At 39.7% G+C, this 15313-nt stretch carries 10 protein-coding genes; 6 read left to right on the top strand and 4 right to left on the bottom strand.

Features of this window, described 5'->3' with window-relative positions:
• The first annotated feature begins 67 nt into the window (after nt 1-67).
• From V6R21_RS30455 to cutA, 3 genes are all read left to right on the top strand, one after another.
• Complete coding sequence (locus V6R21_RS30455; RefSeq protein WP_334247265.1) at nt 68-1960, top strand: phosphatidylinositol-specific phospholipase C domain-containing protein; 1893 nt, start codon at nt 68-70, stop codon at nt 1958-1960.
• A gap of 1328 nt (nt 1961-3288) precedes the next feature.
• Complete coding sequence (locus tag V6R21_RS30450; protein ID WP_334247264.1) at nt 3289-5721, top strand: caspase family protein; 2433 nt, start codon at nt 3289-3291, stop codon at nt 5719-5721.
• Between the two features lie 400 nt (nt 5722-6121).
• Nucleotides 6122-6433: a divalent cation tolerance protein CutA gene (gene cutA / locus V6R21_RS30445; RefSeq protein WP_334247263.1), complete on the top strand. Its 312-nt coding sequence runs from the start codon at nt 6122-6124 to the stop codon at nt 6431-6433.
• 152 nt (nt 6434-6585) lie between these two features.
• Here the strand turns inward: cutA and V6R21_RS30440 are convergent, their stop codons facing one another.
• Both V6R21_RS30440 and V6R21_RS30435 read right to left on the bottom strand, forming a co-directional pair.
• On the bottom strand, nt 6586-7158 hold the full coding sequence (locus V6R21_RS30440) for a hypothetical protein (RefSeq protein WP_334247262.1): 573 nt from the start codon (nt 7156-7158) through the stop codon (nt 6586-6588).
• Nucleotides 7159-7230: 72 nt separating this feature from the next.
• On the bottom strand, nt 7231-7797 hold the full coding sequence (locus V6R21_RS30435) for a hypothetical protein (protein WP_334247261.1): 567 nt from the start codon (nt 7795-7797) through the stop codon (nt 7231-7233).
• 940 nt (nt 7798-8737) lie between these two features.
• Here V6R21_RS30435 and V6R21_RS30430 point away from each other — a divergent pair.
• Nucleotides 8738-10333 carry a hypothetical protein gene (locus V6R21_RS30430; RefSeq protein ID WP_334247260.1) on the top strand — a complete coding sequence of 532 codons (1596 nt, stop codon included), beginning with the start codon at nt 8738-8740 and terminating at the stop codon, nt 10331-10333.
• 685 nt (nt 10334-11018) lie between these two features.
• Nucleotides 11019-11435, top strand: coding sequence for an antitoxin Xre/MbcA/ParS toxin-binding domain-containing protein (locus tag V6R21_RS30425; protein WP_334247259.1), 417 nt, complete (start codon nt 11019-11021; stop codon nt 11433-11435).
• A gap of 229 nt (nt 11436-11664) precedes the next feature.
• On the opposite strand, the gene V6R21_RS30420 is transcribed toward V6R21_RS30425, so the two are convergent.
• Nucleotides 11665-11925, bottom strand: a complete 261-nt coding sequence (locus V6R21_RS30420; protein ID WP_334247258.1) for a hypothetical protein — start codon at nt 11923-11925, stop codon at nt 11665-11667.
• Nucleotides 11926-14086: 2161 nt separating this feature from the next.
• The gene (locus V6R21_RS30415) at nt 14087-14572 is read right to left on the bottom strand and encodes a hypothetical protein (RefSeq protein WP_334247257.1); all 486 of its coding nucleotides are present in this window, start codon (nt 14570-14572) and stop codon (nt 14087-14089) included.
• Between the two features lie 314 nt (nt 14573-14886).
• Here V6R21_RS30415 and V6R21_RS30410 point away from each other — a divergent pair, with 314 nt between their 5' ends.
• Complete coding sequence (locus V6R21_RS30410) at nt 14887-15297, top strand: hypothetical protein (protein WP_334247256.1); 411 nt, start codon at nt 14887-14889, stop codon at nt 15295-15297.
• Nucleotides 15298-15313: the final 16 nt, after the last annotated feature.

The following is a 15313-nucleotide window of genomic DNA, read 5'->3' as shown; positions in this document are numbered from 1 at the left end:
AATCTTAACCTAGTTTCAACGAAATCCTGAGAAAGTGGATTTCTAAACCCTAACAAGAATTCTAAACATGGAAAATTTATCTATTATCTACAAAGGAGCACACTCTAACAACCTCTACACAGCTTATTATGATGGCGCTAAATGGCATGGCGACACGCCAATCAGTGATGAGCCAGGAGGAATCAGCCCTGAGTCCAATTACAATCCTGGAACAGTAGTTTTCAACAATTGGCTGTACTTAATATACAAGGGGGCAAACTCGAATGAACTTTATTCATCATGGTATAATGGTACAAAGTGGTCAGGCAATATTAAAATCAGTGATCAACTGGGAAATATCAACCCTGAATCAAATTATTGCCCCAACGCCGTAGTCTATAAAGGGCTGTTATTTATAGTCTACAAGGACCCTCATTCCAATGATTTATATTCAGCATGGTTTAATGGAACCACTTGGTATGGCAACACCAAGATCAGTGACCAACCTGGAGGCATTAGCCCTGAGTCCAATTACAATCCTGGAATGGTGGTGTATAACAACCGGTTATATATCATCTATAAAGACGCCCATTCTGATGAGCTGTTTACGGCTTATTTCGATGGTTCAGCTTGGTATGGCAATACCAAGATCAGTGACCAGCCTGGAGATATTGACCCTGAATCAAACTATAGCCCTGGTACAGCTGTATTTGACAATAAGTTATACCTAGTCTACAAAGGGGCCCATTCCAATGAATTGTTTACAGCTTATTTCAATGGAACGACGTGGTATGGCAATACCAAGATCAATGACCAGCCTGGAGATATTGACCCTGAATCAAACTACTCTCCAAATGCAGAAGTTTTTGATAATGATTTATGGATTGTATATAAAGGAGCCCATTCAGATGAGTTGTTCACGGCTTATTTCAATGGAACGACGTGGTATGGCAATACCAAGATCAATGACCAGCCTGGAGACATTGACCCTGAATCCAACTATAACCCATCAGTATGTACTGCTGCCATCTCCCCTAATAGCCAGGCCAGATGGATGGAGCGCCTAACAGACTCCACTTTAATTTCTGCCATAAATATACCTGGCTCCCATGATGCTGCAGCAATCAACACTTCCATTACGACCCCGTATGCATGCCATAATTACTCCATATCAGATCAGCTGGAGTTTGGGATAAGGTTGCTAGATGTCCGTATCAAAGTGGAAGAGAAGAATGGCTCCTACACATTTACGACCTGCCATAGCGACATCGGATTGGGTATAGGGATGAATACCTACCAATCATTAGTATCATTGCTAGATGAGTGTACTGCTTTCTTACACACCAACCCTTCAGAAGTAGTCCTCATGTCCCTTAAGGTGGATGACTGGAGCAATACAACGGATAAGAGTCAAGCAGAAACAGCATTGACTGAATTGGTGAATCAATACCCTATTTCCTCATCAGAGAGTATTCCGAGTTTAGGGTCTGTACGTGGCAGGATATTCTTGTACAATAGAATCAATACTCATCTCTCTTTGGGAGTACCCATACATTGGAGCAACAATACAGCAGGCAGTTATGCTGACAATGTTACTCATCGAAGGTATCAAGTCTATGTCCAAGATAAATACGAGGAATTATCTACATTTGGTCCACAAGCCGAGAAATTCGAATTGGTTACACTTGCCTTTTCCAATAAACAAGAAGATGAGGTTGTATGGAATTTTGCCAGTGCCACATGGTTTGGGTTTGGAGTGTACATAATGGGAGATTTATTGAATTACTTTGGTGCTAATGAGGCAAATAACCGGTTAGCGAAATTTGGATGGACATTATTTGATTTCCCTTTCAACTCTTATAATACCAATATTTACTCAGCAATGAGTATCGTTTCTCTTATCATAGATTCAAACTTTGGTTACTCCAACTATCCGGATAAGTTTAAAGTTGTAAATGACGGGCATGATTCTAGTATATAAGAGCGTCTGAGAGAATATTGTCAGGCGTTGAGAAGATCAAGAAATGCTTAAAATAAATGTAGGAATCGGTGCTGATAGTTTTCGGCACCGGTTTTCTTTTTTATATAGTTTACGAAAGCTTGCCAATAAATCCCTAGCATAAAAAGTACTTGGATCTCACATATCAAATTTAGCCAATACCCGAAAGCTTTTTCATTTGTAGAGTTTGTTCAAATAGCTTTAAGGTTATCTTAAATAAAGCTACTACAAACCACATAGATATCCCTGAAAATGATGATTTTAAAATCACATCAGAAGTAACTTCAAAACAAATCCTTCACTCCCATCACCTATACACCCAAGCATTGATAAGTAAGATAAACCAATCCCAAAGGGATTCAATAATAATAGCTCCAGACAGAAATCTGGAGGCAGATAAATGTCATATGTTCCCAACTCCATAGGAGTTGAACTTCAATTTTGATGTAACATGTACAACCACTATAGACCTGAGTCTATCAGTACTTATACCCAAGATCGTAGTGATAAATAATTTATTCAGCAAAATATACCTACCACGAAGGGGGGTAAATACATCAGCTATGGCTGTTGCACGCGCGATTATCCCATCGAAAAGGAGATGACATTTTTTAAGCCCTATGAGGGCAATATATTCGAAGATAAACTCCTAACTCACTAGAATTTTTCCCATCACCCCATAGTTCACATTAATGTTAGAAGTGATCCCAGTAATTATTCCCACTCAAAACACGCTTTTCAAACTAAAAACAGAACCTTCACCCTCTATCAGCTAAGCTAACTAGCTCACAACTCCTTCATTAACCCCGTGATAATCTCCACCGAGGGTAGATAAATAAAGTGTACACTTTAGTACAAAACTTAAAATGAAATTTGGACAAAAGAAAGAAAAACTTAGTTTGCAACCATACAACTACCTTACTGACAGCTGATTGTGGAACACTATAACAAAGAGTCAGTCAAGCAGATGGAAAAAGCTAAATATGGATTAACCATAAGAAACCCCAAAGGGAAATACCCATTTTCATTTGCTATAAAAGACATCACTATATGCAATCAATAAACGCAGACAAAGAGTAACACCTCTATTGAGTTAACTATGTTATGGATTGCAAGTGTTTGAAAATAAATATTATCATTGCTGTTTCAACTTATTTGAAAAGAGGAATTTAATACCATCATCTTTCATTGTAAACTTTATCTACAATAGTGAAACTTGATAAGTTGGATACAATCGACAAAAATGAAACAAACGATATAGCTAATACTGTTAGCCCCAAATTAATTTGTAAGAAATGAGCACATTGAAAATGAGAATCAGACTAACATTCGTCCTGCTAATTATTACTCATGCAGGTTTTGCACAAAACTACTATCGCAACTGGACTGAACAGGTAGAGAACCAAAAGAAATACATCGCTTTGGTAATTGGAAACAGCCAGTACTCTAGCCATAAACTGCTCGAAGAACCTGTTCAGGCTGCAACTAAACTGGAAAGTACATTGATCAACCAGGGATTCGATGTAATGGCAGGTAGGGACCTGAACAGAAAGCAGATGGTAGCCTTGCTCAATGACTTTTCTAATATTTATGTAGACTACCAGTTCGCCCTCATACTATATATGGGGCATGGCTTTGCCGTAGAGGAGCAAAACTTCTTGGTTCCTATTGATGCCAACCCTCCTTCAGAAGACGAGATGGTGATCGAAGCCATAGACATGGCATATATACTCAAGAAGCTGGACAAGACCAATGTCCCAAAATCACTGATCCTTAATGCATCCTATACCAACCCTTTCTTGCAAAACTGGAATAAGCAAAAGGTAAAATCAGAATCCCCTAATGCATTCGCTGACTTCAATGCACCTACCAATACTGAAATCTTGTTGACCTTCCCTTCACAAAGCGAGAGTGGTTACCATAACCCTTTTGTCGACTATTTCATCAGTGAGCTAAATCAGGATAGCTGTTGGGAAGACATTCAAAAAAATATTAGCAACAACCTTACTGAAGAGAATCCAAGTCTTACTCCTGTTAAATACGGACGGCTGTTGAACAAGGTATGTTTTGAAAAAAACAATGTAACAACTGAAAAGCAGGCAAGTCAAATTGAAGAATGGAACCAGAAAGGGGATAATTATAGGCATGGTAAAAATGGTATAACCAAAGACACCCAAAAGGCGATAGAGTGGTACACAAAGTCAGCAAACCTAGGGGATACGGATGCACAACTCATTTTGGGAATCATATATTACAATAATAAAGACTATCAGCAGTCTTTCAGTTGGTTTACAAAGTCTGCAGCACAAGGCAATAAGGATGCCTGTTTATGGTTGGGCAAATTGTATGTATATGGTGAAGGAGTTGAAAAGGATGCAGAAGCTGCTTATATGTGGATTGAAAGACCTTTTGACAAGGAAAAATCGGAAGAACTCTATGAGCTAGGATTGGAATACTTTAACTATGGAATGGATGATTATCGATTTATGAGTAAGTCGGTATATTGGTTAGAGAAAGCCGTTTCCAAAGGGCATTTAAATATTGAAATAGCATTTTGGTTAGGAGCAACTTACGAGTCAGGTATTAATTTACCCATAGACTATAAGAAAGCATACTTTTGGTATGAACTTGCGGCCAAACAAGACGATCAAAATGCATTTTCTTGTTTAGGAGATATTTGCTACCGAGGTATAGATGTTCCCCAAGACTACACAAAAGCATTCTACTGGTATGAGAAAGCTGCGAACAAGGGCGATGCCAATATACAAGCCAAAATTGGAGATATGTACTATGATGGCAAGGGTGTGAAATCAAGCTTTGACAAGGCGATAGAATGGTATGAGAAGTCTGCCAAGGGAGGGAGTGCAGTAGGCCAATACAGGTTGGCTACTAGCTGTTTCCAACTGGGTCAGGACTATAAAAAGGCCATCAAATGGTATACTGCTTCTGCCGAACAAGGATACAAGGACGCCCAAAACACACTGGCAATCCTCTACTATACAGGTCAAGGAACATCCCAGGACATCGAAAAAACCCTTTACTGGGCCAAGCTGGCAGCAGAACAAGGACAACCCGAAAGTCAATACCTTTTAGGAGTCCTATACTATCAAGGTACTGGTATTGCTAAAGACCTCCTTAAAGCATTTGATTGGTTTGTAAAAGCAGCGAATCAAGACAATGTTGAATCCCAAAAAATACTGTCAAAAATGTATTGGATAGGAGAAGGTGTTGCCCAAGATGAAAATAAGGCTTTATTCTGGGCTCAAAAAGCCGCAGAGCAGGGGGATATGATCAGTCAATACAATTTGGGAGACATTTACGCCTATAGCAACAGCAGCTCAATACAAAACCCTAAAAAAGCGCTTCACTACTATCACCTGTCTGCAGAACAAGGGCTAGCAGCAGCACAACACAAACTGGGGAAAGCCTATTATAACGGCTCATTGGGAGCCAGCATAGATGCGGATAAAGGCAGGTACTGGTACACCAAAGCCGCAGAACAGGGCATTGTCGATGCACAGTATGAGCTAGGTGCTTGGTATGTGAAAGAAAGAAACCGTAAGAAAGCAAAATACTGGTACACCAAAGCTGCAGAGCAAGGGCATAAATTGGCAATGTATTATGTAGCGGATATGCATGTCAAGGACAAAGAATTTGAAAAAGGCAGGTACTGGCACAAAAAATCATGTGAAAATGGTAATAGTTTTTCTTGTTCAGCACTTGAACGTCAAGACCAGTGGTAATGTCACAGGCACAATCAAATAAGATAAGAGTAGTCGCCTCCATAATCCGCTCCCTGCAAAAACAGCCCGCAGTACTAAGGCAAGTACTTGCCGCTAGGGAATCATAAAACCAAAACGCCTGCAAGAATGACTTGCAGGCGTTTTGGGTTTCAGATAGCAGCTAACGAACCTATCTACACAGTTATCTCCCACTCACTCCAGGCTTCCGGCGGGCATTCGCAGCCAACCCACCCACAAAACCCATCAGGTCTGCTTCTGCCGTTCGCCTACAGCCTTTCGTCCCAATTGCAAGTACCAACGCAATACCAGATAGCTACACATCAGAGTTTCCTCGAAGCAAACTTTTTCAAAATAAATCTGATTATCTATACAAATAAACGTTAGCCTTAAACGGACAACTATGATACAGCTGAATGTAACATGCTATCAGAAGGAGCAAGCCAATATGATTGCAAGCTTCCTCCTTGAAAACAAACTCGTCATATCAGTCAATATGATGGAAGTCAAAAGGTTTGAGAAAAAGGATGGTGAGGTGATTTCCTTAACAGCCTACAAACTGATAGGAAAGACAAAGGCACTGCTATTTGACAAAATTGATAAGCAATTAAGGGAGTTATACCCAGATAATGTACCTGAACTCTATTCTGTTGCTATAGTAAATATGGATTGGGAACAGACAGAACAGTTGGTAGAAGACACAGAAAAAGTCTGAAAGACTCTACCAAACATTTTTCAAGTGCTTTACTCCTGTACTTACCTAGGTGTATTGGTAATTATCTTTGATGTTTTTTCCAAGATACGTGTAAGCAGCACCAAAACCGCTCAATGTTTTGAAATAAGATTTTCCAGTTTAGGCTAAAAGAATCATTCTACCCTTAAATCAAAACGCCCATCTCTTACACGAAGCGTATCACCCGTATGGGTCAAGGCATCAAAAGAGAATGTACCAGCCACAACCTCTTCATCCATTCTTAGCATTTTAATAGTTAAGGTATAGGCATCTCTAAATACTAACTCATGTGGTCTTCCAATTACATCAGCACCTAGCGAATCTTTACTATAAAAGTAATAAAAGGCATTATTCCCATATTCTTTATTTTCTTCAAAAACACCTAGGTTTCCATCTTTCCAAGAAAACGTTTTCTCCTTTCCAACCTCAACCTCATCTCTTAATAATTGAAGGTGAAGTTCCTGATCAGAGTTTTTATCTCTATGTCCAACAATCCCCACAAATTTATCTGTTAGATAGGCATTCCTATCTACCTGAAAAAAAGCAGTACAGCAGGGCTCCCAATTTTCTCCATCAATAGTACAGGCTAATATACCTTTACCTTCAGTGGTAATCTCAGGCAATTCAGGATCAATTTTATCGATTTCACAGGTACTGGCTCCAAGCAAAATACTAGACAGCAGCAAAACAAACTTAAGTCTTCTCATATATTCTTGATATTAACATTTCAGTTTTAATGTTGTCCAAAAAATTTGAGTCATTGGATAGATCTTGAAAAGTTATTCTACTCTCAGGTCAAAACGCCCATCTCTTACATGAAGCGTATCGCCCGTATGGGTCAAGGCATCAAAAGAGAATGTACCAGCCACAACCTCTTCATCCATCCTGAGAATTTTGACTGTCAATCTAAATGCATCCCGATAGAGTAATGCATGCGTTTTTTCACCTCCATTAGCAGCAATAGAATCTTCATGATTATAATAATAATGAGCACTATTCCCTTCATTTTTGTTTTCGGACCATATACCTAACTTTCCATTCGACTTTAAATAAGTCACTTCCTCCCCAATATTTATTTCTGACCTTAATAGTTGAAAAGCTAAAACTTCATCTGCAGACTTTTGTTTCTGTCCAACAATCCCCACAAATTTATCTGTTAGATAGGCATTCCTATCTACCTGAAAAAAAGCAGTACAGCAGGGCTCCCAGCTTTGACCATTAATGGTACAAGCAAACGTCCCCTTACCCTCAGTGGTTACTTCTGGCAGCTCACCTGGTTCAAGGTTGTCAGTATTACAGCTAATAAGTAAAAGCCAAGGAATTAATAAAAAAGTAAGCTTTTTCATTTGTAGAGTTTGTTCAAATAGCTTTAAGATTATCTTAAATAAAGCTACTACAAACCACATAGATATCCCTGAAAATGATGATTTTAAAATCACATCAGAAGTAACTTCAAAACAAAACCTTCACTCCCATCACCTATACACCCAAGCATTCATAAGTAAAATAAACCAATCCCAAAGGGATTCAATAATAATAGCTCCAGACAGAAATCTGGAGGCAGATAAATGTCATATGTTCCCAACTCCATAGGAGTTGAACTTCAATTTTGATGTAACATGTACAACCACTATAGACCTGAGTCTATCAGTACTTATACCCAAGATCGTAGTGATAAATAATTTATTCAGCAAAATATACCTACCACGAAGGGGGTAAATACATCAGCTATGGCTGTTGCACGCGCGATTATCCCATCGAAAAGGAGATGACATTTTTTAAGCCCTATGAGGGCAATATATTCGAAGATAAACTCCTAACTCACTAGAATTTTTCCCATCACCCCATAGTTCACATTAATGTTAGAGGTGGTCCCAGTAATTATTCCCACTCAAAACACGCTTTTCAAACTAAAAACAGAACCTTCACCCTCTATCAGCTAAGCTAACTAGCTCACAACTCCTTCATTAACCCCGTGATAATCTCCACCGAGGGTGGATAAATAAAGTGTACACTTTAGTACAAAACTTAAAATGAAATTTGGACAAAAGAAAGAAAAACTTAGTTTGCAACCATACAACTACCTTACTGACAGCTGATTGCAAAACCCAATAACAAAGAGTTAGTCACACAAACGACAAAACCACTTAGAGAGTCATCCATATTGCAGGAGATATGATTTTTAAAAGTAACGCTACTGATACTGATTTACCCCATTAGAGAACATGGGGTTACCTATAGCCAAAGATTAAAAACAAGCAGATCACAAATTATCATTGAACTACTATGACAAAGCTAAAACTACTATTCACCTTACTATTAGCCTTGATGGCTATAAAGAGTAAGGCACAAGACGAAATACACAACATCACCAATGTACCTATTGATATTCCAGGTAGGGATAGACTAGTAGGGTTTGTAGACTTCAAGGCTAAAGCTTTTTGTGGCGGTGAGCCTCGCATAAAAATGGCAGTGACCAGGGTCGTAATCGAAGGGGTTTGGATCAACGATTCCTATTACGATGAAGATGATATTGATGGGTTTACATTTCCAATGGAGGCGACATCTGGCAACCTGTATTTAAGAGGTGACCTATCATATGATATACGCCAAACCCCTATCCAAGAAGGTTCTATAACAGTCGGTTTAAAAGGATTTCTCGATTGGATATTGATCAAGGAAGGTACCGCTCCCCATGAAATGTCATGCTCAGAGTGGCAGACCTATGCGAATAAATACCTCCTAAATTTTTCACATCGCTTAGAAGTGTTTAAAGAAGAGTGTCTAAGTAGAAGCGGCAGCAACGCCTGCTTGCTTTCTGAACTAAAAGATGCCATCAAGAAGCTGGAAAGCTCCGACTCATATTTAGAAAAGTTAAAAGATGATTTCAGGAATGCTACTACATCCAGTCAATTGGAAAGTATCATCCAAAAGATAGATTCATATAACTGGTCGAAGTCTGCCCCTGCCTTTTCTCACGCTCCTGCAGACCTGGCTAAAGAACTAAAGGAGGAAGTGCAGTATAAGTTAAACGGTCTCTTGGAAGAAGAGAAGGACAAACAGCAAAGTACATCCCTAGATATGGCAGCCGGAAGTACAGTGGCATTTAAATCTGAAAAGAAGGAGTCGACGAAAACAGATTCTAAAAATACTGCTGCCAAACCCAAAGAAAAAAAGAAACAGTCGTCTCCCACAACTACACTGGACTATGCATATAACCTAAAGGCAAAAGGGGATATGGCTATGAAGAGGGGTGATTATAAATCTGCTGCTGAGTACTATAAAAATGCCCAAAAGCTTGGCTACCCCATGCCAAAGGAACTAATAGAGTCCGCTACTGCTGCACACATAGGCACATCCTTAAATACTTTCTTTGACGGCCTCCCAGACCCTTCAGACTCAAAAGCCAGTGTATATTTAGGATATGAGTCAGACAATTATAGCAATACATATTTATTGGGTGCATCCACAAGAGGTATTTGGGGAAAGGCATTTACGATTAACCCCGACTTTGCCCTCTTTTATTCACAATATCAGGAGGTAGAAAAAGGATTAAATCAAGAGCTTGTAGATTTTAATACATATGGGCTTAGTTTCGATCTGGGAGCTGGTCTAAACATTCCTCTAAATGCAGCAGCTGTTTCTTTTGGTGCAAGCCTCGGAACAAGGCTTGACTTCGGTCCTGAAACACTATTGCTATACGGAAATGGTTATTGGATAGACTTTTCACTTGGCAAACTGATGCTTGGTGTTAAATTCCAAAACTACAGGCAGTACCAATCTGATGATGGAGAAGAGGCTGAAGAAGACTACCTCCACATTGATGATGGTACAGGCGTGATTAAAAGGTTACAGTTCCGGATAGGGCTAAACACATTTTAAGCAGATGTATCATTGAAATCGGAAGTTTTAAAACGCTTCAATGATTTATAGGTTCAACCCCTTTGGAGTTGTGTAAATGAATTTACTTATACCGTAGGCTTTTGCCTACGGCTACCATTATTGAATCCCTTTGGGATTATTTCTCTTACAATAAACATTGTTCCCGAAGGAAACAAGCCATATTAGCTCCGGATGGTAATCCGGATTTTGCAGTGTTCATTATCTCATACCCCTGAAAGGGTTGAACAGGATAACATCATCATTTAGTACATCATAATATGTGAAAGGGTTAAAATAGAAAACCTCTATTCCAATTCGATTCTTGCTTAAACACTTTCGTAGAAGAAAAACGTCCCATCACCTATACACCCAAGCATTGATAAGTAAGATAAACCAATCCCAAAGGGATTCAATAATAATAGCTCCAGATGGAAATCTAGAGGCAGGTAAATATTAGAAGAACCCAACAACTCCATAGGAGTTGAACTCATTTTGATGTAACATGTACAACCATTATAGGCTTGGTTCTAAAGCTGACCTCTAACAATATTGACAAGCATTTTCAGCCTTGCGGAGATATTTCCGCAAGGCTTTTTCATATATCCAACTCCCATCATATATCCATTTTTACTTATATTATTTAGGTCAAAAACTAACATAACCCAACCCACACTTAGCTAAAAGCATGAAATACAAACAAGTATGTTATATATTGGGTGTACCTGACAATGTACATGCAACAGAACATGACCTGATTCAGTTGGCACGCAAAGGACTTACAACAGAACAAGTTGCCCTACTACTGGAGTTTACTGCACTTACTCAATCAGAAATCAACCACATTGTCCCCAACCTCAATATACGACTGACACAGCCACAACAGCGGCTGGATAAGCACCTCTCATCCTTGCTGATCGAGATTGCCATTATTCACGAGACAGGCTACCACCTGTTCAAGTACAGGAAAGAGTTTCAACGCTGGCTACACACCCCACTGATGGTACTTAACAAGGAAGAACCCATCTCACTCCTGGATGGCACACAAGGATGCCGAATTGTCAGCAATATCCTGTACAGGCTCCAGAAGGAAGTAATCATCTAACCATTTTACCCACTAACACTTACTTATGGAAAGCATTATCACCAACCATTTCTACCACCACTACAACAACCACAACTCGCTGACATCCTCCATTGGACTAGCACCCTTGCATACATCCGACAAAAGAAGCGTTCAGCAGGAAGCCATTTACCTCAGACGCCACCTGTATCGGTTCCGCCCCCAGCGCTGGGTGATAGACCTATCCCAATGCAGCATACAACCCTATTCGTTACAGCAAATACAGGACATTCTCACCAACTGGAACCATATACTCAAGCAAACGGGCACACTTCAGGTAGCACTGGTGGTCGAAAACAATTCCGAAGCGCTTTCCTTCGCCTGCAATATAGTGGCAGGCAGCCTCTACTGCCGCAATACCATATTCACCCCCCACTGGTTTGAGCACCTCAACCAAGCCAAAAACTGGATACGCTAACCACTCACAAAAAGGAGAGAATACACAAAAAAACAGCCCCCAATATTTTACCATTGGAGGCCTACACTTTATAAAAGTGATCATATTAGCAAAGATTAATTAGAGGGCTACTGCAAACGAATCAACAATGTTAAGTGATTATACATTACCATGCTAACGCATTAGTGTTTTTCACAATTAACATTCATCGTATTAACAATATTCTCGATGTTCCCTGAGCGTAGCCAAAGGGGTAATTCTTTGGACTTCGCTCAGTCACCGTCATTAACTATAAAATGTCATGATACAATCTATTGTACCTTTTAAATAAAAATAGCCTATTAAAGTAAATGATTAATTGGATACCCGATTAAAAACCTGTCACCCTGTGGCAGGTCTTTTTATCCCCATATCCAATAGCATATCCACCCAACATATTGTATATTATATAAAGTCAAATAGATCCTGCTTGACTTTATCAGTTAGCCCAGCCGCCCTCTACCATAAGGGCGGCTTACCTGTTTAATAGCTTTCCCCCCTAACTAAAAAGAAAAAACCACCCAATAAGCGGGTGGTCAGAAGGTTCAAGTCTCTAATGGGATGAACTCAAAACAGTAAGTGTTGAATAAAGACAGTATTAAAATAACCAATTTCCCATTGATACCATATAACCACCCTCACTTCCCTCAAAACCTCCTATAAGTTCCTTTCAAAAGAATAGGCACGACACCACCCCTTTGAAAACAAACCCCTTACACAATCAAACATTTACATATTTTTTGTGTTATAAGTAGGTAGGGTTTGATTTGACCCCTACCCCATAATGTGTGTATACAGAAGTCAGGCTCCATTACCTGGCTTCTATTTTCACCCACCATTAAACAAGTGTTTAAATAAGCCAATATTTTATTTTGATTGATATAGAGTAAGAAAAGCATGCAGAGTTTCTGCATGTTTTTTTATGTCAAAAATATTGTCTTAAATTATTCCCTAAGTAGTTAACCTTTCATGAGAAAGCGTCTTCACCCCCAATTGTGTTGACGCTTTTTTATTGACACCTAAAGTAATTTTACGCCACAAAAAATTGTTTTAATAGCAGATAAAGAAGAGCACAAGTTTAGCCGCCCCCTATTTATCCACTTCCTTCAGAACCCCTATAGCTCTCTATGGTCGTCCTTACATTATGGCAGGACGACCATTGACAAAAAACCATCGTCCCAAAAAATCGTATATAACTTATACTAGACCCTATTACAATAGGGTGATAAGTCCAGCATACTTATTTAAATAAACTCAGTTGGTTCCCAGTCTCCCATAGCATATATGAGAGACTGTTTTTTATTGAATCCCCCACAAAAAAGCCACCCCATATCAGGGCGGCCCACATGATAGACTCCAGTCTAAAATCACTTTTACATTTGAACGGCACAATGTAAAAGCCCCCTCAATATAAGAAATAACAAGCAATAACAACTCAAAACCAACCACTTAACATACACCATAGATCAAAAACTTCTATCCCCCTTCCACTTAAACATCAACAGGTACTATACCATCAAAACATACCAATCACCAATATTATCCCCCAACATTCCCGGCCTTGGAGCATGGGCGTCAAGAATTCGACAGACTAAGGCGTAAAAAATGCTGCTGTCTGAGCGAAGCGAGTTCCAGCATTTTTAGCCGAAGGAAGAAGAATTTAGCCCAAGCTACACAGCCTTGATTTTTTGGTTCTTTTTCATCAAGGAAAAAGAACAATAGAACCAATACGAAACACCCACTAGTCACAAACCTATACACCTACCCAATACTACCGGCCTTGGAGCATGGGCGTAAAGAATTCGACAGACTAAGGCGTAAAGAAAATGCTGCTGTTTGAGCGAAGCGAGTTCCAGCATTTTTAGCCGAAGGAAAGAGAATTTAGCCCAAGCTACACAGCCTTGATTTTTTGGTTCTTTTTCATCAAGGAAAAAGAACAATAGAACCAATACGAAACACCCACTAGTCACAAACCTATACACCTACCCAATACTACCGGCCTTGGAGCATGGGCGTAAAGAATTCGACAGACTAAGGCGTAAAAAATGCTGCTGTTTGAGCGAAGCGAGTTCCAGCATTTTTAGCCGAAGGAAAGAGAATTTAGCCCAAGCTACACAGCCTTGATTTTTTGCTTCTTTTTCATCAAGGAAATAGAACTAGAAGAGCATATAATAAGCTGTATCTCTCACAACTTGTATTACGAACAAAGTTCTCGTATTCTTTCACAAGCACTACAACACCCATTAAGCCAACCCAAAGCCTCTTTCCTACTCAAAAACAACCGACTCTCCAGCTGTTCAGTCTGCATCCCCTCCATAGCCAAGGAATGCTCAGCCGATAGCTGACCAAAAAGGTTACTGGACATAACAAGCCCATACCGCTTTAACCCCAATTCATGAACAGACGGTATCCACACTCGCTTTTGCCAATCATAAGTCTCCTCCCAACCTCCCATGTAACAGCTCATATCAAACAGCAAACACCGAAGCTCGTACTGGCGCAACAACTCCAATGTCAGTGTACTTGCAGCGATCAGCTCATCAGAAGTCAGCTCAACCCCCACACACCTTACATACAAAACCCCACTATATACATCCGTATGTCCCGTAAAATAAACCTCGCCCAATGAATTTTTCAGTGCCTTATACACCTTATTGGGGGTTGGTAGGTCTCGGTTAGTCACAATACTTTAGGTTAAATAAAAGATAGTTAGCACAAAGAATGCCTCTGCTAATTATAAATGCTTTAGTCAAAATAAGCAGCCACACAAAATTTCCAAAACCAGCAACCCAAAATACTTGTTCTCCCTATAGAGATCCATATGCGCTCATACACTTGAGCCATATGCCCTAATCTCTCATTTACCATAAAGAACACACGCTACCCCTATTGGAGGTAGCGTGTTTTATTCACCATCCATCATTACTTTTGTCTATTGTATTACTATAAAACACACTTACATTTCCCTTTGCCGGAATACACAAACTAACAGAACAAATGAAAGCACTCTCAAACTACTTTATACACAAATACTACCAAGAGCAGCAGCTGATGGTGACAGAACTGATAAAGCCCCCTTTACATCCAGAATCCGCCATCCACTACAATGAAAGGGACCTATCCATCATCTGCTTTCAGCGCAATAACCCACACCTATGGCTTATAGACCTTAGTGAGTACCCAAAATACTCCTCAGACAGCATCATGACAACAGCAGCCGATGCATGGCTGTCCGTTTTTTATGAGTCAGCACTTCAGAAAGTAGCCTATGTTGTGGGAGACTCTCCAAGGTCACCACAATTCACCGATGACATGAAATCCAAAATCACCCGACTGATCAACCAACTACCCATCCAGTTCCAGTGGTTCTCCACCCAAAAGGAAGCCAAGCAGTGGCTATTGTCGTAAAAAAGTGAACAGGTTA

Origin of the sequence: Limibacter armeniacum (assembly GCF_036880985.1) — a bacterium.
In the GTDB taxonomy this organism is placed as follows: Bacteria; Bacteroidota; Bacteroidia; order Cytophagales; family Flammeovirgaceae; genus Limibacter; species Limibacter armeniacum.
This window is presented reverse-complemented; position numbering and strand designations above follow the sequence as displayed.

Bases quoted from the DNA above. Each gene is read 5' to 3' on its own strand.
- V6R21_RS30440 (WP_334247262.1), bottom strand. From the start codon at position 7,158: ATGAGAAGACTTAAGTTTGTTTTGCTGCTGTCTAGTATTTTGCTTGGA.
- V6R21_RS30430 (WP_334247260.1), top strand. From the start codon at position 8,738: ATGACAAAGCTAAAACTACTATTCACCTTACTATTAGCCTTGATGGCT.
- V6R21_RS30435 (WP_334247261.1), bottom strand. From the start codon at position 7,797: ATGAAAAAGCTTACTTTTTTATTAATTCCTTGGCTTTTACTTATTAGC.
- cutA (WP_334247263.1), top strand. From the start codon at position 6,122: ATGATACAGCTGAATGTAACATGCTATCAGAAGGAGCAAGCCAATATG.
- V6R21_RS30455 (WP_334247265.1), top strand. From the start codon at position 68: ATGGAAAATTTATCTATTATCTACAAAGGAGCACACTCTAACAACCTC.
- V6R21_RS30420 (WP_334247258.1), bottom strand. From the start codon at position 11,925: ATGGTAAAATATTGGGGGCTGTTTTTTTGTGTATTCTCTCCTTTTTGT.
- V6R21_RS30425 (WP_334247259.1), top strand. From the start codon at position 11,019: ATGAAATACAAACAAGTATGTTATATATTGGGTGTACCTGACAATGTA.
- V6R21_RS30450 (WP_334247264.1), top strand. From the start codon at position 3,289: ATGAGAATCAGACTAACATTCGTCCTGCTAATTATTACTCATGCAGGT.
- V6R21_RS30410 (WP_334247256.1), top strand. From the start codon at position 14,887: ATGAAAGCACTCTCAAACTACTTTATACACAAATACTACCAAGAGCAG.